At 73.2% G+C, this 22,088-nt stretch carries 20 protein-coding genes; 13 read left to right on the top strand and 7 right to left on the bottom strand.

Annotated features, from left to right (window positions below; genetic code table 11):
- Positions 1-7: 7 nt before the first annotated feature.
- The 5 genes from ACFYY2_RS21495 to ACFYY2_RS21515 are packed head-to-tail and all read left to right on the top strand — an operon-like array spanning position 8 to position 6,525.
- On the top strand, positions 8-952 hold the full coding sequence (locus tag ACFYY2_RS21495; RefSeq protein ID WP_388745210.1) for a cobalamin biosynthesis protein: 945 nt from the start codon (positions 8-10) through the stop codon (positions 950-952).
- The gene (locus tag ACFYY2_RS21500) at positions 949-2,559 is read left to right on the top strand and encodes a cobyric acid synthase (protein ID WP_388745212.1); all 1,611 of its coding nucleotides are present in this window, start codon (positions 949-951) and stop codon (positions 2,557-2,559) included. Before ACFYY2_RS21495 ends, ACFYY2_RS21500 begins: the two co-directional genes overlap by 4 nt.
- Positions 2,556-4,586: a putative cobaltochelatase gene (locus tag ACFYY2_RS21505; RefSeq protein ID WP_388745214.1), complete on the top strand. Its 2,031-nt coding sequence runs from the start codon at positions 2,556-2,558 to the stop codon at positions 4,584-4,586. The genes ACFYY2_RS21500 and ACFYY2_RS21505 overlap by 4 nt, the downstream gene beginning before the upstream one ends.
- Positions 4,586-5,185, top strand: coding sequence for a cob(I)yrinic acid a,c-diamide adenosyltransferase (cobO, locus tag ACFYY2_RS21510; protein ID WP_388745216.1), 600 nt, complete (start codon positions 4,586-4,588; stop codon positions 5,183-5,185). The genes ACFYY2_RS21505 and cobO overlap by 1 nt, the downstream gene beginning before the upstream one ends.
- Positions 5,179-6,525, top strand: a complete 1,347-nt coding sequence (locus tag ACFYY2_RS21515) for a cobyrinate a,c-diamide synthase (protein WP_388745218.1) — start codon at positions 5,179-5,181, stop codon at positions 6,523-6,525. The genes cobO and ACFYY2_RS21515 overlap by 7 nt, the downstream gene beginning before the upstream one ends.
- A 146-nt stretch (positions 6,526-6,671) precedes the next feature.
- Here the strand turns inward: ACFYY2_RS21515 and ACFYY2_RS21520 are convergent, their stop codons facing one another.
- Positions 6,672-7,394, bottom strand: a complete 723-nt coding sequence (locus tag ACFYY2_RS21520; protein WP_388745220.1) for a ZIP family metal transporter — start codon at positions 7,392-7,394, stop codon at positions 6,672-6,674.
- Positions 7,395-7,474: 80 nt separating this feature from the next.
- Here ACFYY2_RS21520 and cobC point away from each other — a divergent pair, with 80 nt between their 5' ends.
- The gene (gene cobC / locus ACFYY2_RS21525; protein ID WP_388745222.1) at positions 7,475-8,986 is read left to right on the top strand and encodes an Rv2231c family pyridoxal phosphate-dependent protein CobC; all 1,512 of its coding nucleotides are present in this window, start codon (positions 7,475-7,477) and stop codon (positions 8,984-8,986) included.
- Positions 8,987-9,069: 83 nt separating this feature from the next.
- Here cobC and ACFYY2_RS21530 read toward each other — a convergent pair whose 3' ends face one another.
- Positions 9,070-10,242, bottom strand: coding sequence for an SCO1860 family LAETG-anchored protein (locus tag ACFYY2_RS21530; RefSeq protein WP_388745224.1), 1,173 nt, complete (start codon positions 10,240-10,242; stop codon positions 9,070-9,072).
- Between the two features lie 320 nt (positions 10,243-10,562).
- Positions 10,563-11,663: an amidohydrolase family protein gene (locus tag ACFYY2_RS21535; protein WP_388745226.1), complete on the bottom strand. Its 1,101-nt coding sequence runs from the start codon at positions 11,661-11,663 to the stop codon at positions 10,563-10,565.
- 103 nt (positions 11,664-11,766) lie between these two features.
- Between ACFYY2_RS21535 and ACFYY2_RS21540 the strand changes: the two genes are divergently transcribed.
- The 6 genes from ACFYY2_RS21540 to ACFYY2_RS21565 all read left to right on the top strand — a co-directional run bounded on the left by ACFYY2_RS21540 (position 11,767) and on the right by ACFYY2_RS21565 (position 17,611).
- Positions 11,767-12,873 (top strand): pyridoxal-phosphate-dependent aminotransferase family protein, encoded by a 1,107-nt coding sequence (locus ACFYY2_RS21540; RefSeq protein WP_388745227.1) that lies wholly within the window; start codon positions 11,767-11,769, stop codon positions 12,871-12,873.
- 337 nt (positions 12,874-13,210) lie between these two features.
- The gene (gene ectA, locus ACFYY2_RS21545; RefSeq protein WP_388745228.1) at positions 13,211-13,735 is read left to right on the top strand and encodes a diaminobutyrate acetyltransferase; all 525 of its coding nucleotides are present in this window, start codon (positions 13,211-13,213) and stop codon (positions 13,733-13,735) included.
- 97 nt (positions 13,736-13,832) lie between these two features.
- Positions 13,833-15,095 (top strand): diaminobutyrate--2-oxoglutarate transaminase, encoded by a 1,263-nt coding sequence (gene ectB / locus ACFYY2_RS21550; protein ID WP_388745229.1) that lies wholly within the window; start codon positions 13,833-13,835, stop codon positions 15,093-15,095.
- Between the two features lie 65 nt (positions 15,096-15,160).
- Positions 15,161-15,559: an ectoine synthase gene (locus tag ACFYY2_RS21555; RefSeq protein ID WP_329036165.1), complete on the top strand. Its 399-nt coding sequence runs from the start codon at positions 15,161-15,163 to the stop codon at positions 15,557-15,559.
- Between the two features lie 3 nt (positions 15,560-15,562).
- A complete protein-coding gene (thpD, locus tag ACFYY2_RS21560) occupies positions 15,563-16,456 on the top strand; it encodes an ectoine hydroxylase (protein ID WP_388745231.1) in 894 nt (297 codons plus the stop codon).
- Positions 16,457-16,603: 147 nt separating this feature from the next.
- Complete coding sequence (locus ACFYY2_RS21565; RefSeq protein ID WP_388745233.1) at positions 16,604-17,611, top strand: VOC family protein; 1,008 nt, start codon at positions 16,604-16,606, stop codon at positions 17,609-17,611.
- Positions 17,612-17,658: 47 nt separating this feature from the next.
- Here ACFYY2_RS21565 and ACFYY2_RS21570 read toward each other — a convergent pair whose 3' ends face one another.
- Both ACFYY2_RS21570 and ACFYY2_RS21575 read right to left on the bottom strand, forming a co-directional pair.
- Complete coding sequence (locus tag ACFYY2_RS21570; RefSeq protein WP_388745571.1) at positions 17,659-18,120, bottom strand: GNAT family N-acetyltransferase; 462 nt, start codon at positions 18,118-18,120, stop codon at positions 17,659-17,661.
- Positions 18,121-18,265: 145 nt separating this feature from the next.
- Complete coding sequence (locus ACFYY2_RS21575; protein WP_388745235.1) at positions 18,266-19,336, bottom strand: alkene reductase; 1,071 nt, start codon at positions 19,334-19,336, stop codon at positions 18,266-18,268.
- 145 nt (positions 19,337-19,481) lie between these two features.
- Between ACFYY2_RS21575 and ACFYY2_RS21580 the strand changes: the two genes are divergently transcribed.
- Entirely contained in the window at positions 19,482-19,985 is a 504-nt protein-coding gene (locus ACFYY2_RS21580; RefSeq protein WP_388745237.1) for a MarR family winged helix-turn-helix transcriptional regulator, read from the top strand.
- A gap of 12 nt (positions 19,986-19,997) precedes the next feature.
- Here ACFYY2_RS21580 and ACFYY2_RS21585 read toward each other — a convergent pair whose 3' ends face one another.
- Positions 19,998-21,059 carry an aminotransferase class V-fold PLP-dependent enzyme gene (locus ACFYY2_RS21585; RefSeq protein WP_388745239.1) on the bottom strand — a complete coding sequence of 354 codons (1,062 nt, stop codon included), beginning with the start codon at positions 21,057-21,059 and terminating at the stop codon, positions 19,998-20,000.
- Between the two features lie 69 nt (positions 21,060-21,128).
- Positions 21,129-21,857 (bottom strand): DsbA family oxidoreductase, encoded by a 729-nt coding sequence (locus ACFYY2_RS21590; protein ID WP_388745241.1) that lies wholly within the window; start codon positions 21,855-21,857, stop codon positions 21,129-21,131.
- Positions 21,858-22,088: the final 231 nt, after the last annotated feature.

Here is a 22,088-nt window from a genome sequence, read left to right on the forward strand (position 1 = left end):
CTGATCCGTGCGAGCCGACCGCATCTTCGCGTACGGCGCCGCCGCGGGGCTGATCGGCGACCTGCTGCTCGGTGACCCCCGGCGCGGCCACCCGGTGGCCGCCTTCGGGCGGGCCGCCGCGGGCGCCGAGCACCGCCTGTGGCGCGACCACCGGGGCTGGGGGGCCCTGCACACGCTCGTCTGCGCGGGCGGTGCCACGGCCGCCGCCGGGCTGGCGGCCCGCGCCGTGCGGAACCGTCCCGCGGCCGCCGTGGCACTGACCGCCGCCGCCACCTGGTCCGTCGTCGGGGGCACGTCGCTGGGCCGTGAGGCCCGGGCCATCGGCGGAGCACTGGAGGCCGGGGACATCGAGCTCGCCCGGGAGCGGCTGCCGCATCTGTGCGGCCGCGACCCGCAGGCGCTCGACGGGCCGCAGATCGCCCGGGCGGTCGTCGAGTCCGTCGCCGAGAACACCTCCGACGCCGTCGTGGGGGCCCTGGTGTGGGGCGCGCTCGGCGGGGTGCCCGGACTGATCGGTTTCCGGGCCGTGAACACCCTCGACGCCATGGTGGGGCACAAGTCGCCCCGCTACCGGCGCTACGGCTGGGCGTCGGCCCGGCTCGACGACCTCGCGGGCTGGCCCGGGGCCCGGCTCACCGCCGCGCTCGCGGTGGCCGCCGGGGGCCGTCCGCGCGAGGCCGTCCGTGCCTGGCGCTCGGACGCGGGCAGGCACCCGAGCCCCAACGCGGGCCCGGTGGAGGCCGCGTTCGCGGGGGCGCTCGGCGTACGCCTGGGCGGAACCCTCGCCTACGGCGGGCGGGTCGAGCACCGGCCGGTGCTCAACGGGGAGGCCGGCCGCGAGGTGCGGGTCACCGACATCGAACGTGCGGTGCGGCTGTCGCGCCGGGTGAGTGTGCTGGCCCTCGGCGTGTGTGCGGCGGCGCGGGCGGCCATGGGACGGAGGGGCGTATGAGCGGCGGACTGCTGGTCGCGGGCACCACCTCGGACGCGGGCAAGAGCGTCGTCACGGCGGGGATCTGCCGGTGGCTGGTGCGCCGGGGGGTGAAGGTCGCACCGTTCAAGGCGCAGAACATGTCGCTGAACTCCTTCGTCACCCGGGAGGGTGCGGAGATCGGCCGCGCCCAGGCGATGCAGGCGCAGGCCGCCCGGGTGGAGCCGTCGGCCCTGATGAACCCGGTGCTGCTGAAGCCGGGCGGCGACCGCTCCAGCCAGGTGGTCCTGATGGGCAGGCCGGTCGGCGAGATGAGCGCCCGCGGCTACCACGGCGGTCGGCAGGAAGCCCTGCTGGGCACCGTCGTGGACTGCCTGGAGCAGCTGCGGAGCACCTACGACGCCGTGATCTGCGAGGGGGCGGGCAGCCCCGCCGAGATCAACCTGCGGCGCACGGACATCGTCAACATGGGCATCGCGCGGGCCGCGCGCTTCCCGGTGGTGGTGGTCGGGGACATCGACCGGGGAGGCGTGTTCGCCTCGTTCTTCGGTACGACGGCGCTCCTGAGCGCCGAGGACCAGTCGCTGGTCGCCGGTTACCTCGTGAACAAGTTCCGCGGTGACGTGTCGCTGCTGGAGCCCGGCCTCGACATGCTGCACGGGCTCACGGGGCGGCGGACCTTCGGCGTGCTGCCGTACGCCCACGGGCTGGGCATCGACGAGGAGGACGGCCTGCGGGTCTCGATGCGCGGCACCGTGCGCGAGTCGGTCGTGGCGCCGCCGCACGGCGAGGACGTGCTGCGGGTCGCGGTGTGCGCCGTACCGCTGATGTCGAACTTCACCGACGTGGACGCGCTGGCGGCCGAGCCCGGTGTGGTGGTGCGGTTCGTGGACCGCGCGGAGGAACTGGCCGACGCGGACCTCGTGATCGTGCCCGGCACTCGGGGCACCGTGAGGGCGCTGGCGTGGCTGCGCGAGCGCGGGCTGGCGGACGCCCTGAAGCGGCGGGCCGCCGAGGGGCGGCCCGTGCTGGGGATCTGCGGCGGTTTCCAGGTGCTGGGCGAGCGCATCGAGGACGACGTGGAGTCGCGGGCCGGTGTGGTGGACGGGCTGGGGCTGCTGCCGGTACGGGTCCGCTTCGGCCGGGAGAAGGTGCTGGACCGGCCGGCCGGGTCGGCACTGGGTGAGCCCGTCGAGGGGTACGAGATCCATCACGGGGTCGCCGACGTGCGCGGCGGCGAGCCGTTCCTGGACGGCTGCCGGGTGGGCGCGGTGTGGGGGACGCACTGGCACGGCTCGCTGGAGAGCGACGCCTTCAGACGCGCGTTCCTCGGCGAGGTCGCCCGGGCGGCCGGACGGCGGTTCACCGCGGCCCCGGACACGAGTTTCGCGGCGCTGCGGGAGGAACAGCTCGACCGGCTGGGGGATCTGATCGAGGAGCACGCGGACACGGACGCGTTGTGGCGGCTCATCGAGGAGGGGGCTCCGGCAGGACTGCCCTTCGTGCCGCCGGGCGCGCCCGCGCCGGTCGCCGCCCGCACTCCGGCGGCGGGGCCGCACTCCCCCGGGGACGCCCCGGCCCCGCCGCACGCCCGGACCGAAGTACATGTGACCGAGGAGGCCCTGTGAGTACGCCGTATCCCTTCACCGCCATCGTCGGGCAGGACGATCTACGGCTCGGTCTGCTGCTCAACGCCGTCAGTCCCGCCGTGGGCGGGGTGCTCGTCCGGGGGGAGAAGGGCACCGCGAAGTCGACCGCCGTGCGCGCGCTCGCCGCGCTCGTGCCGGAGGTCCCGGTGGTCGCCGGGTGCCGGTTCTCGTGCGACCCGGGAGCGCCCGATCCGGCGTGTCCGGACGGCCCGCACGGGGCGGGGACCGGCGTGTCGCGTCCCGCGCGGACCGTGGAGCTGCCGGTCGGCGCGTCGGAGGACCGGCTCGTCGGGGCGCTCGACATCGAACGGGCCCTCTCCGAGGGCGTGAAGGCGTTCGAGCCGGGACTCCTCGCCGACGCGCACCGCGGGATCCTGTACGTCGACGAGGTCAACCTCCTGCACGACCACCTGGTGGACCTGCTGCTCGACGCGGCGGCCATGGGCGCGTCGTACGTCGAACGCGAGGGCGTGTCCGTGCGGCACGCGGCGCGTTTCCTGCTGGTCGGGACGATGAACCCCGAGGAGGGCGAGCTCCGGCCGCAGTTGCTGGACCGCTTCGGGCTCACCGTCGAGGTGGCCGCGTCGCGCGAGACGGACGTGCGGGTCGAGGTCGTGCGCAGGCGGCTGGCGTACGACGACGACCCGGCGGGCTTCGCCGCGCGGTGGGCGGGTGAGGAGACCGCCCTGCGGGAGCGGATCGCCGCCGCGCGCGCCCTGCTCCCCCGGGTGGTGCTCGGGGACGGCGCGCTGCGCCAGATCGCGGCCACGTGCGCGGCGTTCGAGGTGGACGGGATGCGGGCGGACATCGTCATGGCCCGTACCGCCACCGCGCTGGCCGCGTGGGCCGGCCGCGAGGAGGTCGTGGCGGACGACGTGCGCCAGGCCGCGCTGCTGGCGCTCCCCCACCGGCGGCGCCGCAATCCCTTCGACGCGCCGGGCCTGGACGAGGACAAACTGGACGACACGCTCCGGGACGCGGACCCCGGCACGGACGGGCACGACGACGACCCGGACCCGGACGGACCCGGCGGCGGCGTGCCCCCGCAGGGCGGCGGCCCGGACGGCGGGGGTGCTGACGGCGGGGACGCCGACGGTGGCGGTTCCGACGCGACGGGCCCGGAGGAGGCGGACGGCGGAAGGGCGCCCGCGCCCGCCGGGGGTGGCGGGGAGCAGCGGCCGGTGCGGTCGGGCGAGCCGTTCCGCACGAAGATGCTGAGCGTTCCCGGGCTGGGCGAGGGCGCGGCCGGGCGGCGTTCCCGGGCGCGTACCGAGCACGGGCGCACCACCGGGTCGCGGCGGCCCGAGGGCGCCCTGACGAAGCTGCACCTGGCGGCCACCGTGCAGGCGGCCGCGCCGCACCAGCGGGCGCGGGGGCGGTCGGGGCGCGGGCTGATCGTGCGCCGGGACGATCTGCGGCAGGCGGCACGGGAGGGCCGGGAGGGCAATCTCGTGCTCTTCGTCGTGGACGCCTCCGGGTCGATGGCGGCCCGGCAGCGGATGGGCGCCGTGAAGGGCGCGGTGATGTCGCTGCTGCTGGACGCCTACCAGCGCCGGGACAAGGTCGGTCTGGTCACCTTCCGGGGCAGGGACGCCGAGGTGGCGCTGCCGCCGACCTCGTCGGTGGACGCGGCGGCAGCGCGGCTGGAGTCGCTGCCCACCGGCGGGCGCACCCCGCTGGCGGCCGGGCTGCTGAAGGCGCACGACGTGCTGCGGGTGGAGCGGCTGCGCGACCCGTCGCGGCGGCCGCTGCTCGTCGTGGTGACGGACGGCCGGGCGACCGGCGGCGTCGACCCGCTGGCACTGGCGGCGCGGGCCGGGCGGCTGCACGCCTCCGAGGGCACCGCGTCGGTCGTCGTGGACTGCGAGGCCGGGTTCGTGCGCCTCGGTCTCGCCGCACAGCTCGCCCGGGATCTGGGAGGCAGCGCGGTCACGCTCGACGAGCTGCGGGCCGACTCGATCGCCGGGCTGGTCAAGGACATCACTGCTGCCGGGAGGGCCGCGTAATGCCACAGGGACAGCCGGTATCGGTACCGGACGACGGACTGACGACTCGTCAGCGACGCAACCGTCCGCTGCTGTTCGTCCACACGGGCGTCGGCAAGGGGAAGTCGACCGCCGCCTTCGGGCTGGCGCTGCGGGCGTGGAACCAGGGCTGGCCGATCGGGGTGTTCCAGTTCGTGAAGTCGGCGAAGTGGAAGGTCGGCGAGGAGAACGCGCTGAAGGTGCTCGGAGCGAGCGGCGAGGGCGGCAGCGTCGACTGGCACAAGATGGGCGAGGGCTGGTCGTGGGTCCAGCGGGACAATCAGCTGGACAACGAGGAGAAGGCCCGCGAGGGCTGGGAGCAGGTCAAGCGCGACCTGGCCGCCGAGACGTACAAGCTCTACGTGCTCGACGAGTTCGCCTACCCGATGCACTGGGGCTGGATCGACACCGACGAGGTCGTCGAGGTGATGCGCGACCGCCCGGGGACGCAGCACGTGGTGATCACCGGGCGCAACGCCCCGCAGAAGCTGATCGACGCCGCCGACCTGGTGACCGACATGTCGAAGGTCAAGCACCCGATGGACGCCGGCCAGAAGGGCCAGAGAGGCATCGAGTGGTGAGTGTTCCTCGTCTGGTCATAGCCGCGCCCTCCTCGGGCAGCGGCAAGACCACGGTCGCCACGGGTCTGATGGCCGCCTTCGCGGAGCGCGGCCTCGCCGTGTCCCCGCACAAGGTGGGGCCCGACTACATCGATCCGGGCTACCACGCGCTGGCGACCGGCCGCCCGGGTCGCAACCTCGACGCCTACATGTGCGGACCGGATCTGATCGGCCCGCTGTTCGCCCATGGGGCGAGCGGCTGCGACCTGGCCGTGGTCGAAGGCGTGATGGGTCTGTACGACGGGGCGTCCGGGCAGGGCGAGCTGGCTTCGACCGCCCAGGTGTCCAAACTCCTGCGGGCTCCCGTCGTCCTGGTCGTCGACGCGTCCTCGCAGTCCCGCTCCGTCGCCGCCCTGGTCCACGGTTTCGCCTCCTGGGACCCGGAGGTGCGGATCGGCGGGGTGATCCTCAACAAGGTGGCGTCCGACCGTCACGAGGCGCTGCTGCGCGAGGCGCTCGACGAGTCGGGGCTGCCGGTGCTCGGAGTGCTGCGGCGGGCTCCACAGGTGGCGACGCCGTCCCGCCACCTGGGGCTCGTCCCGGTGGCCGAGCGCCGGACCGACGCGCTCGACGCCGTACGGGCCATGGGCGAGCGGGTGCGCGAGGGCTGCGACCTGGACGCCCTGATGGCGCTGGCCCGTACGGCGCCCGCCCTGCCGGGTGAGGCGTGGGAGCCGCAGGCGCACCCGGCGCCGCTCACCCGCCCGGTGGTGGCCGTCGCGGGCGGGGCGGCGTTCACGTTCGCCTACGCGGAGCACGCCGAGCTCCTGACGGCCGCGGGCGCGGAGGTCGTCGCCTTCGATCCGCTGCACGACGAGAAGCTGCCCGCGGGCACGGCGGGGCTGGTCATCGGGGGCGGCTTCCCCGAGATGTACGCGCCGGAGCTGTCGGCCAACGAGCCCCTGCGCCGGGCGGTCACCGCACTCGCGGCGTCCGGTGCCCCTGTGGCGGCCGAGTGCGCGGGCCTGCTCTATCTCGCACGCGAACTGGACGGGCGCCCGATGTGCGGGGTGCTGGACGCCTCGGCCCGGATGTCCGAGAGGCTGACGCTCGGCTACCGGCAGGCGGTCGCGGTGTCCGACAGCGTGCTGACCGCGGCCGGGACCCGGATGCGGGGCCACGAGTTCCACCGGACGGTGCTGGAGCCCGGGTCCGGGGAGAACCCGGCCTGGGGGCTGCTCCAGCCGGAGCGGCGAGTCGAGGGCTTCGTGCAGGGCGGCGTGCACGCGAGCTACCTGCACACGCACTGGGCGGCGGAGCCCGGTGTCGCCCGGCGCTTCGTGGAGCGGTGCGGGGGGTGAGTCCGGCCGGTCGCCGCCGCGAAGCGGCAGGGGAGGTGAGCCGGGCGGGCCGCCGCCGCCGGGGAGCGGTGCCGGGGGCGAGCCCCGCCGGTCGCCTTCGCCTTCGCCGTCGACGCCGGGGAGCGGCGTCGGAGGGGGCGGCGGGGTCACTCCGCGATGCCGACCACCAGCCAGATGAAGCCCACTCCCGCGACGGTGCACAGCAGCGTGGAGCGGGCCGGGTGGTCGTGGTGCGCCTCGGGGAGGATCTCGGCCGCCGCGAGGTAGAGGAGCACTCCGCCGAAGAAGCCGAGATAGCAGCCGAGCAGTTCCGCCGGAAGGGTGAACAGCAAGGTCGTCGCGGCCCCCAGGATCGGGGCGAGGGCGTCCGCGAACAGCATCAGGAGCGCCTTGCGGCGGTCGTTCCCGTAGAGGCTGGTGATCGTGTACGTGTTGAAGCCGTCGGCGAAGTCGTGGGTGATGACGGCGAGCGCGACGGCCGCCCCGATCCCGCCGCCGATCTGGAAGGCGGCGCCGAGCGCGATGCCGTCCATCAGGCTGTGACCCACCAGCGCGGCCGCCGCCGTGAGACCGACCTGCGGTACCCGTTCCTCGCTCGCCCCGTGTGCCGCCTGGCGTACGGCCAGGGACCGCTCGACGACATGGGCCGTCAGGAACCCGCCCACGAAGAGCAGGAGCGCCGCGGGAACCCCGAAGACGTGCTCTCCCGCGGCCTCGATCGCCTCGGGCAGCAGATCGAGTCCGACCACCCCGAGCATCAGCCCGCCGGCGAAGCCGAGCACGAGGTGGCGGCGGTCGCTGACGCGCTGCGCGACCCAGCCGCCCGCCAGGGTCATCAGGAACGCGCCGAGCGCGACGAATACCGCCATGGGCCCTTGCTAGCGGATCGACCCCGTCCTCCGCACCTCAGGCTCCCCTCACCCGTGTCTCCCGGGAAGGGCGCCCTCCGGTGAACCGGTCCGCGCTCGTCGTGGGGGTCGGTGCCCGCCGGGGCGCCTCTGCCGAGGAGGTGGCCGGGCTGATCCGCGGGACGCTGGAGGCGGCCGGTCTCGCGGCCGAGGACGTGGCAGAGCTGGCGACGCTGGACACCAGGGCGGCCGATGCGGGGGTCGCCGGCGCCGCGGCACGGCTGGGTGTACCGCTGCGGTCGTACTCGGCGCGGGAGCTGGCCGCGGTCGCGGTGCCGAATCCCTCGGCCGCACCGCGTGCCGCCGTGGCCACCGGTTCGGTCGCCGAGGCCGCCGCTCTCATGACCGGCGGGGAACTGCTCGTCCCCAAGCGGAAGTCGGCGTCGGTGACCTGTGCGGTGGCCCGCCGGAACCCGATGTCCGGAACCCGGGCATCGACGAATGGCGCCCGGCCGTCCACCATGGCTGCCATGCTCCCCCCCACGAAGCACGTCGAGAACACCGGCCCCGATCTGAGGCACCACGGTGACGCGGAGATACGCGGTCAGGATCTGACCGACCTGGCCGTGAACGTACGGACCGGCACACCCCCGGACTGGCTGCGCGAGCGCATCGCCGCGTCGCTCGGTTCCCTGGCCGGCTATCCGGACGGGCGGCAGGCCCGTGCGGCGGTGGCCGCACGCCACGGTCTGCCCGAGCAGCGGGTCCTGCTCACGGCGGGCGCGGCCGAGGCGTTCGTGCTGATCGCCCGGGCCCTTCCGGCCCGCCGGCCGGTCGTGGTGCATCCGCAGTTCACCGAGCCCGAGGCGGCCCTGCGCGCGGCGGGTCACGAGGTGGGGCGGGTGCTGCTGCGCCCGGAGGACGGCTTCCGGCTCGATCCGGCGGCCGTGCCCGAGGACGCGGACCTCGTGGTGGTCGGCAATCCGACGAACCCGACGTCCGTGCTCCATCCGGCCGCGGTGCTGGAGGAACTGGCCCGGCCCGGGCGGACGCTGGTCGTCGACGAGGCGTTCATGGACGTCGTCCCGGGTGAGCGGGAGGCCCTGTGCGCGCGCCAGGACATCCCCGGCCTCGTGGTGCTGCGGAGCCTGACCAAGACGTGGGGCCTGGCGGGCCTGAGGATCGGTTACGTGCTGGCGGATCCCGCGACGACCGCCCTGCTGCAGGAGGCCCAGCCGCTGTGGCCGGTGTCCTCGCCGGCGCTGGCGGCCGCCGAGGCGTGCATGGAACCGCGCGCGCTGGTGGAGGCGGCGGACGCGGCGGACCGGATCACGGTGGACCGGGCACACCTGCTGGCCGGGCTCGCGGAGTTCAGCGAGGTGACGGTCGTTGAGCCGGCCGCGGGGCCGTTCGTGCTGCTGCGACTGGAGCGCGCGGACGAGGTGCGTGAGCTGCTGCGCTCGCGGGGCTTCGCGGCGCGGCGCGGGGACACCTTCCCGGGGCTGGGCAGCGAGTGGCTGCGGCTCGCCGTGCGCGACCGCGTGACGACCAACCGGTTCCTGCAGGCCTTCGACCTGGCCCTGCAGGGCCTGCCCCGAAGAGCGGCGGGCTGACGGGCGACCCCGGCGGGGAGAGCGGTGTTCCGTCGCGCGGACACCGCTCTCCCCTGGGGGGCTCCCGGTGGGCCGGGGACCTGTCAGCCCCGGGCGCGCCTGCGCGCGATGACCGTCGCCCCGGCCCCGGCCGCCAGCAGGACGGCGGCGCCGCCCGCGATGTACGGCGTCGAGGAACTGGAGCCGGTCTCGGCGAGATCGCCGGTGCCGGCAGCCCGGACCGGCTCGGCGCCGGTCTGCGGCTTCACGTCGACCGGCGCTTCCTGGCCGCCCGTGCCGCTCCCTCCCGTACCGCCCGTACCGCCCGTGTCACCGGAACCCCCCGTGCCGCCCGAGCCTCCGGTGGAGCCGCTGGTCGAACCGCTCGTCGAACCGCTCGTGGAGCCGGCGGTGCCGCCGGTGCCGCCGGTTTCGCCGTCATCGGGGCCGCCGTTCTCCGAGCCTTCGTCCTCGCCCCCGTCGTCCGGTCCCCCGTTGCCGGACCCGCCGTTGTGCTGGCCCCCGTTGTCCTGGCCCCCGTTGTGCGACCCGCCGCCCCTCGGCGTCTCGCACGTCGCCTCGGCGAGCGTGATCTCCCCCTCGACCTCGGCGACGTTCAGCTTCAGCGGGTTCACCGAGACCCGCAGCCGCAGCGCGGTCGCGGCCGCCGTACGCGACGTGGTCGCGGTCTTCGACAGCTCCAGAGTCACCTCGCCGACCCCCGGCACCTCGACCTCCGTGGTGCCGCCGGAGGTCAGCCGGATCCGCTTGCCGAGCACCGACACGTGCCCGAGGACGTTGGACTCCGCGACCGGCTTCCTGCCCACCCGGCAGGTCGCCTTCGAGGTGACCTTCTCGACCTCGATCAGGGACAGCAGCGGGAGTCCCGGCAGGTGGACGCGGGCCTCGGCGACGTTCGTGTATCCCTGGGCCCCGCGCGCGTCCACCGTGGCGTCCGCCGTGGCCACGTCCGCCCTCAGCAGGCGGACGGGGCGGCCCCTCTCGGCGCCGTCGACCTCCACGCTGAGGGCGGTCTTCTCGGCGCTCGCCGGTGCGTGCACCTCGTTGAGGCTGGTCCGGAGCGGCACGTGGACCGACTTGTTCACGAGCGAGACGTCCAGCGCGGCGCGCAGGACGACCGCGCTCGCCTTTCCGTGGCCGCCTCCCGGTGTGGCCGGGGCCGTCGCGGTGGCTGCCTGCGCGGGGACGGCGACAAGCAGGGCGACGGGAGCCGCGGCGACGGCCAGGGCGGCCAGGCGGAAGGTGTTGCTGTTCAAGATGGTGGAACCCCCACATGAGACATGGAGCCGCCGGCGCCGTCCAATGGGGGACATCGCGGGCACCGGTGGCCTCGACTCCGTGAATACTTACGCACGGAGAGTGAACTGGCGGATACCTGAAGCCGGTTCACTCCAAAGGGGGGTTTCCGTGTGCGCATTCGAATCCAACGGCACAGGAGTTCCTCGCCGTCACTCTTCCGACGGCCCGGGCCGCCCGCCGGCCGGCCCGCCGACCACGGGGACGAGATACTTCAACGAGCGGCGGGGCCAGGGGTCACCGCTGGTCAACACGGCGCCCCGCGCGGAGTCAACCCGCGTCAGCCCGTCACCCTTCCATTGAGCACCACCCGGCGCGGGGCCGACAGCACCCTCACGTCCTTCCTCGGATCCTCGTCGTACAGCACCAGGTCGGCGGGGGCGCCCTCCTCCAGCACCGGGCGCCCGAGCCACCGCCGTGCGCCCCAGGCCGTGGCGGAGAGGGCGTCCACCGGCGGGATGCCCGCCTTCACCAGCTCGGCGACCTCGTCCGCGATCAGCCCGTGGGCCAGCGAGCCGCCGGCGTCCGTCCCGGCGAACACCGGGATCCCCGCGTCGTACGCCGCGCGCACCGTCTCGTAGCGGCGGGCGTGCAGCCGGCGCATGTGCGCGGACCAGCGCGGGAACTTGGCCTCGCCGCCCGCCGCGAGGTCGGGGAACGTGGCGATGTTGACCAGGGTGGGCACGATCGCCACACCCCGCTCGGCGAAGAGCGGCACGGTGTCCTCGGTCAGCCCCGTCGCGTGCTCGATGCAGTCGATGCCGGCCTCCACCAGGTCGCGCAGGGCCGCCTCGGCGAAGCAGTGCGCCGTGACCCTGGCGCCGAGCCGGTGCGCCTCGGCGATCGCGGCCTCGACCTCTCCGCGGGGCCAGCACGCCGTCAGGTCCCCGGCGTCCCGGTCGATCCAGTCGCCCACGAGCTTCACCCAGCCGTCGCCGCGCCGCGCCTCCCGGGCGACGTAGGCGACCAGGTCGCCGGGCTCGATCTCATGGGCGTAGTTTCGGATGTAGCGGCGGGTCCTGGCGATGTGCCGGCCCGCCCTGATGATCTTCGGCAGGTCCTCGCGCTCGTCCACCCACCGGGTGTCGGACGGAGATCCCGCGTCCCGGACGAGCAGCGTGCCGGCCTCCCGGTCGGCGAGGGCCTGCTTCTCGCTGGTCGCCGCGTCGACGGGCCCCTGGTGGTCGAGGCCGATGTGGCAGTGCGCGTCGACCAGTCCGGGCAGCGCCCATCCCGTGAGCGTCACGGCGTCGTCCGCGCCCGGCGGCCGCTCGTAGGTGACGCGCCCGTCGACGGCCCAGAGCCCGTCCCTCACCTCGTCGGGCCCGACGAGCACCCGCCCCTCGATCCGCAGCACCGGCGCCACCTCGTGATCACTCATGCACAGCACTGTACGAGGCGGTCCCGACGGGGCCCGGGGAGGTGCTGGGTACCCTCGACGCAGGCGCTGACCGCGCACCGGCCGACCCGAAGAGAGCACCACCGTGACGCACCCGTTCCTCGACCTCGCCCCGCTCACCGCCTCACGTTTCGCGGAGATCGAGCGGCGGGTGGCCGGCCTCCTCGACACCGAGCAGGACGTCGTCATCATGCAGGGCGAGGCGCTGCTGCCCCTCGAGGGCTGCATCCGGGGCGGCGCCCGTCCCGGCTCGACCGCGCTGAACGTCGTCACCGGTCCGTACGGCCAGACCTTCGGCAACTGGCTGCGCGACTGCGGTGCCGAAGTCGTCGACCTCGCGGTCCCGTTCCACTCCGCGGTCACCGCCGAGCAGGTCGAGCGGGCGCTGGCCGAGCACCCGGAGATCGACTTCGTGTCGCTGGTGCACGCCGAGGCCGCGACCGGGAACACCAATCCGGTCGCCGAGATCGGTGAGGCCGTCCGCGCGCACGGCGCGCTGTTCATGCTGGACGCCGTCGCGTCGGCCGGCGCCGAGCCGCTGCTGCCGGACGCCTGGGGCGTGGACCTGTGCGTCATCGGCGCGCAGAAGGCGATGGGCGGGCCGGCCGGCGTCTCCGCCGTGTCCGTGAGCGCGCGGGCCTGGGAGCGGATGGCCGCGAACCCGCGGGCCCCGCGCCAGTCCTACCTCTCGCTGCTCGACTGGAAGGCGCGCTGGATCGACGGCGGCCGTGCGGCGCTGCCGCACGCCCCCGCGCAGCTGGAGATGCTCGCGCTGGAGGCCTGCCTGGAGCGGATCGAGGCGGACGGTCTGGAGAACGTGATCGCCCGGCACGCCTCCGCGGCGGCGGCGACCCGCGCGGGCGCCACGGCGCTCGGCGGCGGGCTGGAGCCGTACGTCCACGAGGCCCGGGACGCGGCACCGGTGGCCACGACGCTGCGCGCCCCGGCCGGTGTCGACGCCTCGGCGCTGGTCGCCCGTGCCCTGGCGGCCGACCCCTCGGTGCCGCTGATCGCGGGCGGCGGGGCGCTCGCCAAGGAGATGATCCGGGTCAACCACTACGGCGCGGAGGCGACCCGTGACGCGGTGGTGTCCTCGCTGGCCGCCCTGGGAGCCGCGCTGGCGGACGCGGGCCGGGAGACCGACCTCGATGCTGCCCGCGAAGCCGTGAAGGAAACCTGGCCCGGCGAATGAATTGCACCGGGTCACCCGTTCGGCCCAATTGACCCATATAAAAGGGGAGCTGCTTTTTCCGGAGCAGCTCCCCGCATTCATCTTCCCGCTCTTCGTATTCCTAAACGCGGGAGTTCGTACGGGGTGGAACCATGCGATCCGGCCGCGTGTCATGGGGGTTACAACGATGTGACCGACCCCACACCAGTTCCGTTATGACCGATAAATTTAGGACAAATGCATTCAAATTTTCACCCAATCCACAGCGGCCCGCGCCCGGGTGATAACACAGCCTCCCTGCTGACCCAACCCCTTCCGGCGATGCAATTTTGATTTTTGCTGGGTAAATTCAATTCGCATGACCGCCGCACCAGCAGATCTTGCCCGTGCCCGAAGCGAATTCCTCAGAATCGACACCCCACGAGTGGAGGACGGAGCCGCGCTCTGGCGCATCGCCCGCGACTCCGAGGTACTCGACCTGAACTCCTCGTACAGCTACCTGCTGTGGTGCCGTGACTTCGCGGCGACCTCCGTGGTCGCCCGCGGCGAGAACGGCGACCCGATCGCCTTCGTGACCGGGTACATCCGCCCCGAACGCCCCGAGACGCTCGTCGTCTGGCAGGTGGCCGTCGACCGCGCCCACCGCGGCAAGGGACTGGCGGCGGCACTGCTGGACGCGCTGACGGCCCGCGTCGCCGCCGAGCAGGGCCTGGCCTCGGTCGAGACGACCATCACGCCGGACAACTCCGCATCCGACCGCCTGTTCACCTCCTTCGCTCAGCGGCACGACGCGCCGCTGGAGCACGAGGTGCTGTTCGACGGCGCGCTGTTCCCCGAGGGAACGCACCTGCCGGAAGTGCTGTACCGCATCGGTCCGTTCTAGGGCCCCCCACCGCCCCTCCGCGCCCCGCCCGGGCGCGGATTCCCGGGGCACCCCCGACCCGCCGCCCGTCACACCCCCCTCGAGCAGGAGATCCGCTGTGACCATCACCCCGCCCGCACTGAGTGTCTTCGAGAGCCTTGAGTCGGAAGTACGCAGCTACTGCCGCAGCTGGCCCGCGGTCTTCGACCGCGCGCAGGGCGCCCGGCTCACGGACGAGGACGGCCACTCCTACCTGGACTTCTTCGCCGGTGCCGGATCGCTCAACTACGGCCACAACAACCCGGTGCTGAAACGCGCGCTGATCGACTACATCGAGCGCGACGGCATCACCCACGGCCTGGACATGGCGACGACGGCCAAACGGGCCTTCCTGGAGACGTTCGAGAACGTCGTCCTGCGCCCCCGCGACCTGCCCTACAAGGTGATGTTCCCCGGCCCGACCGGCACGAACGCCGTCGAGTCGGCGCTGAAGCTCGCCCGCAAGGTCAAGGGCCGCGAGTCCGTCGTGTCCTTCACCAACGCCTTCCACGGCATGTCGCTCGGCTCGCTCGCCGTGACCGGCAACGCCTTCAAGCGCGCCGGCGCCGGCATCCCGCTGGTCCACGGCACCCCGATGCCGTTCGACAACTACTTCGACGGCCAGGTGCCCGACTTCCTCTGGTTCGAGCGTCTTCTGGAGGACCAGGGCTCCGGGCTCAACAAGCCCGCCGCCGTGATCGTGGAGACCGTGCAGGGCGAGGGCGGCATCAACGTCGCCCGCGCCGAGTGGCTCCGCGCGCTGCAGGACCTCTGCCACCGCCAGGACATGCTCCTGATCGTCGACGACATCCAGATGGGCTGCGGCCGTACCGGCGGCTTCTTCTCCTTCGAGGAGGCCGGCATCGTCCCGGACATCGTCACCCTGTCGAAGTCGATCAGCGGCTACGGCCTGCCCATGTCGCTCTGCCTCTTCAAGGGCGAGCTGGACATCTGGGAGCCGGGCGAGCACAACGGCACCTTCCGCGGCAACAACCCGGCCTTCGTCACCGCCGCCGCCACGCTCGACGCCTACTGGGCCGACGGGCAGATGGAGAAGCAGACCCTGGCCCGTGGCCAGCAGGTCGAGCAGACGCTGCTCGCCATCTGCGGCGAGGACGCCACCGCGCAGTTCCGCGGCCGCGGTCTGGTGTGGGGCCTGGAGTTCACCGACCCCGCGCGCGCCTCGGCCGTTTGCGCACGCGCCTTCGAGCTGGGTCTGCTGCTGGAGACCTCGGGCCCGCAGTCCGAGGTCGTGAAGCTGCTGCCGCCGCTCACCATCACCCCGGAGGAGCTGGACGAGGGCCTGCGCACGCTCGCCCGGTCCGTCCGTGAGACCGCCTGAGCGGGGTACACGCTCCCCCGGAAGGCACCACTGAGCAGGACAGAAGAGAAAGGCACCATCCCACCGTGATCGTCCGATCTTTCAGCGACATCGAGAACACCGACCGGCACATCAAGTCCGCTTCAGGTACCTGGGAGAGCAAGCGCATCGTGCTCGCCAAGGAGAAGGTCGGCTTCTCGCTGCACGAGACCGTGCTGTACGCCGGCACGGAGACGTCGATGTGGTACGCCAACCACATCGAGGCCGTCCTGTGCACCGAGGGCGAGGCCGAGCTCACCAACGAGGAGACCGGCGAGACGCACTGGATCTCCCCCGGGACGATGTACCTGCTGGACGGACACGAGCGCCACACGCTGCGGCCCAAGACCGACTTCCGCTGCGTGTGCGTCTTCAATCCCCCCGTCACCGGACGGGAGGACCACGACGAGAACGGTGTATACCCGCTGCTGACAGAGGAGGGCTGAACCATGACCACCGACGTACGCACCGACCTGTACCCCTCGCGGGGCGCCGCCGAGATGACCACTCCCCGCCAGGACCCGGTCATCTGGTCCGCGCCGGGCGCGCCGGGGCCCGTCTCCGCCAAGGACCTCCAGGGCTTCGAGGAGAACGGGTTCCTCACCGTCGACCAGATCGTCACCCCCGGCGAGCTGAGCGTCTACCAGGCGGAGCTGGAGCGTCTCATCTCCGACCCGGCGGTCCGCGCCGACGAGCGCTCGATCATCGAGCCGAAGTCGCAGAGCGTGCGGTCGGTGTTCGAGGTGCACAGGCTCAGCGAGGTCTTCGCGAAGCTCGTCAGTGACGAGCGCGTGGTGGGCCGGGCCCGCCAGATCCTCGGTTCCGACGTGTACGTCCACCAGTCGCGGATCAACGTCAAGCCGGGCTTCGGGGCGTCGGGCTTCTACTGGCACTCGGACTTCGAGACCTGGCACGCCGAGGACGGCCTGCCGAACATGCGGACCGTGTCCGTCTCGATCGCGCTGACCGAGAACTTCGACACCAACGGCGGGCTGATGATCATGCCCGGCTCCCACAAGTCGTTCGTCGGCTGTGCGGGCGAGACGCCGAAGGACAACTACAAGAAGTCCCTCCAGATGCAGGACGCCGGCATCCCGTCCGACGAATCGCTGACGAGGCTGGCCGACCGGCACGGCATCAGGCTCTTCACGGGCAAGGCCGGTTCGGCGACCTGGTTCGACTGCAACTGCATGCACGGCTCGGGGGACAACATCACCCCGTACGCGCGCAGCAACGTCTTCATCGTGTTCAACAGCGTGGACAACACCGCGCAGGAGCCCTTCGCGGCTCCGGTCCGCCGGCCCGAGTTCATCGGGGCGCGCGACTTCACGCCGGTGAGGTAGACGGCAGGACGCTTCGGAGGGGCGGGACGCACCGTGTGCGTCCCGCCCCTCCGCCGTGCGTCCGCCCCGACGGCCTCCACCGGTCCTCCGGGGCGCGGTGCCTTCAACTCGCTGGACCCAAGGGCCCGGTGCCGGGAGGGTGGGCCCATGACCTCACTCGTACAGCACATCACCGTCGACTGTGCCGACGCCTACAAGCTCGCGGGTTTCTGGGCCACGGTGCTCGGTTCCTCCGTGTCCGACGACGACGAGCCCGGTGACCCCGAGGCGCTCGTCGAGACGCCGGGGGCCGCGCTGCTGTTCATCACGGTGCCCGAGACGAAGAGCACGAAGAACCGCATCCACCTCGATCTGCGCCCCGAGGGTCGGACCCGCGACGAGGAGGTCGAACGGCTTCTGGCGCTGGGGGCCACGCTCGTGGGCGACCATCGCAGGCCCGACGGCAGGGGTTGGGTGACGCTGGCCGATCCCGAGGGCAACGAGTTCTGCGTGGAGCTCGGTGCGCCGGAGCGCGCCGCGCTGACCGGAGCCCGGCCGCCGGTCACCGCCGACGACGTGGCGCTGGCGGTGCGGCTCGCGGTCGACACGCTCGTCCGTTCCCCGGCGGACGACTGGCGCGTCCCGGCGGGGACGCTGGAGTGGGACTGCTGGGAGACCGTGGAGCATCTGAGCGACGACCTCTTCGCCTACGCCGTCCAGTTGGGTGGGCGCACGCCTCCGCGGGACCGTGAGGTGCCGTACCGCTACGCGGCCCAGCGCGAGGGGGGTCCCCGGAACTCGGTCTTCGCGAACCCGGAGGCGGGGATCCCCGGGCTGCTCCAGACGCTGGAGACGAGCGGCGCCCTGCTCACCGCGATGGTGCGGACGACCCCCTCGCACGTGCGGTCCCACCACGTGTTCGGGCTCTCCGATCCTGAGGGCTTCGCCGCGATGGGAGTCGTCGAGACGCTGGTGCACACCCACGACGTCGCGGCCGGTCTGTCGCTCGCCTGGTCCCCGCCCCAGGACCTCTGCGACCGGGTGCTCGCCCGGCTCTTCCCGGACGCCCCGGACGACGAGGACCGGTGGGCCGTGCTGCTCTGGTCCACCGGCCGTGCCGGCCTGCCGGGCCGTGACCGTGTCACCTCGTGGAGGTGGCACGGCGCACCCCTCTAGCCGTCGGCGGTGCGGGCCCCGCGGCCCCGCTCGCACGCCGGACCGTCTCAGCGGACCCGCAGGGCCAGCACCTGCCCCGGCCAGGTTCCGGCCAGGAAGGTGTCGGTGGGCACGAAGCCGTTGCGCTCGTAGTACGCCACCAGTTCCCCGCCCCCGCCCGCCCAGCAGTCGACGCGCAGCAGCCCGACGGCGGCCCGCCGGGTCTCCTCCACGGCGTGGGCCAGCAGGGCCGCCCCGATCCCCCGACCCGCGTGCCGCCGGTCGCTGACCAGCAGGCGTACGTAGAGCTCCGGCTCCCCGGCGGCCGCGATCGGCGTCTGCGGGCTCGGCCCGGAGTCCAACACCAGGGCCCCGGCGGGTACGCCGTCGAGTTCGGCGACGTACGGCCGGCTCAGGGTCGTGTAGCCCTCCACCCGCTCGGGGCCGCCGGGTATCCGCGAATACGGGGTCGTGCCCCACTGTTCGGTGTTGCCGCGGGCGTTCATCCAGGCCACCGCGGAGTCGAGCATGTCCAGGATGGCCGGTGCGTCCGCCGGGCCGCCCGGCCTGATCCGTATGCCGTGCTCCGTGCGGCCCGTCGTGCCCCGCCCCGCGTCCTGCGTCGAGTCGTCGTCCACGGCCGCAGTCTGCCACGGGGGGCCGGGGCGGTTTCCGTCAGACGGCGTCCAGTGCCGGGTAGTCGGTGTAGCCCTTGGCGTCGCCCCCGAAGAACGTCGAGGGGTCCGGGGTGTTGAAGGGGCCGCCGGACTTCAGCCGGGCCGGCAGGTCCGGATTGGCGAGGAACAGGGCGCCGTAGGAGATGAGGTCGGCGATGCCGTCGTCGATGACCGTGTGGTGCTCGGGTCCGGTGGGTCCGCCGGAGAACACGTTGATGACGAGCGTGCCCGTGTAGCGCTTGCGCAGCGCGAGCGTCAGTTCGCGGATGTCGGTCTGCTCGAGCAGGTGGAGGTAGGCGAGTCCGAGCGGTTCGAGTTCGGCGACGAGCGCGGTGTAGACGGTGTCGGGCTCCGGCTCCTCGATGCCGTTGTAGGGGTTTCCCGGGGAGATGCGCAGCGCGGTCCGCCCGGCCCCGATCTCGGCGACGACCGCCTTGACGACCTCGACGGCGAATCGGAGGCGGGCCTGCTCGGACCCGCCCCACTCGTCGGTGCGCAGGTTCGTGTTGGGCGCCAGGAACTGGTGGATCAGGTAGCCGTTGGCACCGTGCAGTTCGACGCCGTCGAAGCCGGCGTCGATCGCGTTGCGCGAAGCGGTGACGAAGTCGCCGATGGTGGCGCGGATCTCGGCGTCGGTCAGTTCGCGCGGCTCCACGAAGTCCTTCGGGCCGTCCTGTGTGTAGAGCTGACCGGGCGCCGTCACCGGGGATGGGCCGACCGGCGTCAGCCCGTCCGGCAGGAGTACGGGGTGTCCGATCCGGCCCGCGTGCATGATCTGGGCGAAGATCCGGCCGCCCGCGGCGTGCACGGAGTCGGTGACCTTGCGCCAGGAGGCGACCTGCTCCGCGCTGTGCAGGCCGGGAGTGGCCGGGTAGCCCTGCCCGACGGCGGAGGGCTGGATCCCCTCGGTGATGAGGAGGCCCGCGGAGGCCCGCTGGGTGTAGTAGTCGGCCGTGAGGTCGGTCGCCGTAGCGCCCGCACCGGCCCTGCTCCGAGTCATCGGGGCGAGCACGATCCGGTTGGAGAGGTGCGTTCCGGACAGGTCGACGGGATCGAACACGGTGGTCATGGAAGCCTCCGGGGAATTTATATGGTCGGCCAAGTAATCGACCGTGCGCCACTGTAGCCGATTGATTGGCCGACCAAGGTAAAGTTCACACAGAAGCCACGGGACCGGCATGGAACCGGCGGCGGCACCCTCAGGAGGAGTCCCGATGACGGCCGAACAGACAGCCCCCGCCGACCCCGCCTGTACCGGGGGGCTGCCGGGCGCGGCCCTCGGCGGCCCGGTCAGCCACGCGGTCTCGCGCATCGCCCGGCTGCACCGGACGACGGCGGGCAGGCTGCTCAGGGGGATCGGCCTCTACCCGGGGCAGGAGTTCGTGATGATGCACCTGTGGGACAACGGGGCCGTCCGCCAGTCCGATTTGATCAAGGCCGTGGAACTCGACCCGTCCACCGTGACGAAGATGCTCCAGCGCCTCGAACAGGCCGGGCACGTGAGCCGGCGCCCCGACCCCGACGACCGGCGGGCCGTACTGGTCGAGGCGACGGACGCGAGCTGCGGGCTGCACCACGCGGTGCGGGACGCCTGGTCGGATCTGGAGGAGCGCACCCTCGCCGGGCTCGGCGCGGACGAGCGCGTCGAGCTGACGCGGCTGCTCGCCAAGGTGGAGGCGAACCTCTGCGGGGACGACGGGGACTGCCGGACTCCGTGACCCCGCCCGGCGTCAGCCGGAGAGCACGTCCAGCGCGCGGTCGACGTCGGCCTCGGTGTTGTAGAGGTGGAACGAGGCCCGCAGATTCCCCGCCCTGGCCGAGATCATGACGCCCGCCGCGGCGAGCTCCGGTTCCCGGTGGCCCAGACCGGGCACCGCGACGACGGCGGAAGCGCCGGGCACGGCCTCGTGCCCGATCGACGCCAGCCCTTCGCGGAACCGGGCGGCGAGCCCGGTCGCACGGGCGTACAGCGCCTCCGACCCGATCTCGTGCAGCAGGCCCAGCGACTGCTCGGCTCCGTGGTAAGCGAAGAACGCCACCGCCGCGTCGAAACGCCGCGCGTCGACGGCGAGCCGCCCGACCGGCCCGTAGGTGCTGTTCCAGCGGTCCTCGGCGGCCACCCAGCCCGCGTAGAGCGAGGGGAGGGCCGGCTGCGCCTCCTCGGTCACGGTCAGGAACGACGTGCCCCGGGGACACAGCAGGAACTTGAAGCCGCCGGTGACGGTGTAGTCGTACGCCGCCGCGTCCAGCGGCAGCCAGCCCGCCGACTGGCTCGCGTCGAGGAGCGTCCGGGCCCCGCAGGCGGCGGCCGCGGCACGGACCGCGTCCAGATCGGCGATCCGGCCGTCCGCCGACTGGACGGACGAAAAGGTGACGAGCGCGGTGCCGGGGCGCACCGCGTCGGCCAGCTCCTCCAGCGGGACGTACCGCATCTTCAGATCGCCGCGCACCGCGAACGGGCTGACGACGGAGCTGAACTCCCCTTCCGGGGCCAGGACTTCCGCCCCCGAGGGCAGCGACGCCGCGACGATCCCCACATGGGCGGCGACGGAACCGCCGACGGCCACCCGGTCGGGGCCGACACCGGCGAGCCGGGCGAACCCGGACCTGGCCGCGTCCACCGCCTCGAAACTGCCCGCACCGGCCGGACGGCCCGCCGCGTTGTCCTCGGCCAGCGCCAGGACGGCCGCGACGGTCCGGCGCGGCAGGATCCCGCAGCTGGAGGTGTTGAGGTAGGTGGTCTCGGGGGCGAACTCGGCGGCTGTGACCTGGTCGATCGCGGGAGTCTCCATGACTCCAGCCTGACCGCCGCCCAATCCGGCGTCAATCACGTCGGGTTGGGCGGCGGTTCCAAGAAGTGCTTATGCCTGGGCGCCGCGCGCGGGGACCTCGCACGCGCCGTCCGTGTCACAGACGGCGCCGTCCTCGCCGAGCGGGATGAGGGCGCTGACCTCGCGGTCCTTCCACGCCTGCTCCAGCGCCCGCGCGAAGACCTCGGACGGCTGGCCCCCGGAGATCCCGTAACGGCGGTCGAGGACGAAGAAGGGCACGGCGTTGGCACCGAGCTCGGCCGCCTCGCGCTCGTCCGCGCGCACGTCGTCGGCATACGCCTCGGGGTCGGCCAGCACGGCGCGCACCTCGTCGGCGTCGAGACCCGCCTCGACGGCCAGGCCGGCCAGCACCGTGTCGTCGAAGACCGACCGCTCCTCGGCGAAGTTCGCCCGGTAGGCCAGGCTCAGCAGCTCGTCCTGGCGCCCCCGGGCCTTGGCGAGGTGCAGCAGCCGGTGGATGTCGAAGGTGTTGCCGGTGTCGCGCCCCTCGGTGCGGTAGCCGAGCCCCTCGGCCTGGGCGTTGGCGGCGACGTTGGCCTCCATGCCCCGCGCCTCCTCGGGGGTGCGCCCGTACTTCTGGGCCAGCATGTCGATCACCTGCTCGGTGTCGCCCTTGGCGCGGCCGGGGTCGAGCTCGAAGGAACGGTGCACCACCTCGACCTCGTCGCGGTGGGCGAACCCGGCCAGGCCCTTCTCGAAGCGGGCCTTGCCGATGTAGCACCACGGGCAGGCTATGTCGCTCCAGATCTCGACGCGCATGACTCTTACTCTCCAGCTCTGCTGTGACCGGTGCGGAGGCCGCCTCCGCCGCCGGTCCAACGTCTGCCCCGGCCTGCTGATTCCCGGGCGCTCCGGTGCCCGGCAGGCGGGCCGGCAGCCACGGCTGTGCGAATTCAGCGTGTCCGTTCCGCTGCGTCGCGCGCGGCGCAGCGGGAGTGGTGAGAGGAATAGATCCTGACGGAAGAGGAGAAGGCGAGACGTGCGCTGGTC

Source organism: Streptomyces sp. NPDC001822, from assembly GCF_042892135.1.
In the GTDB taxonomy this organism is placed as follows: domain Bacteria; phylum Actinomycetota; class Actinomycetes; order Streptomycetales; family Streptomycetaceae; genus Streptomyces.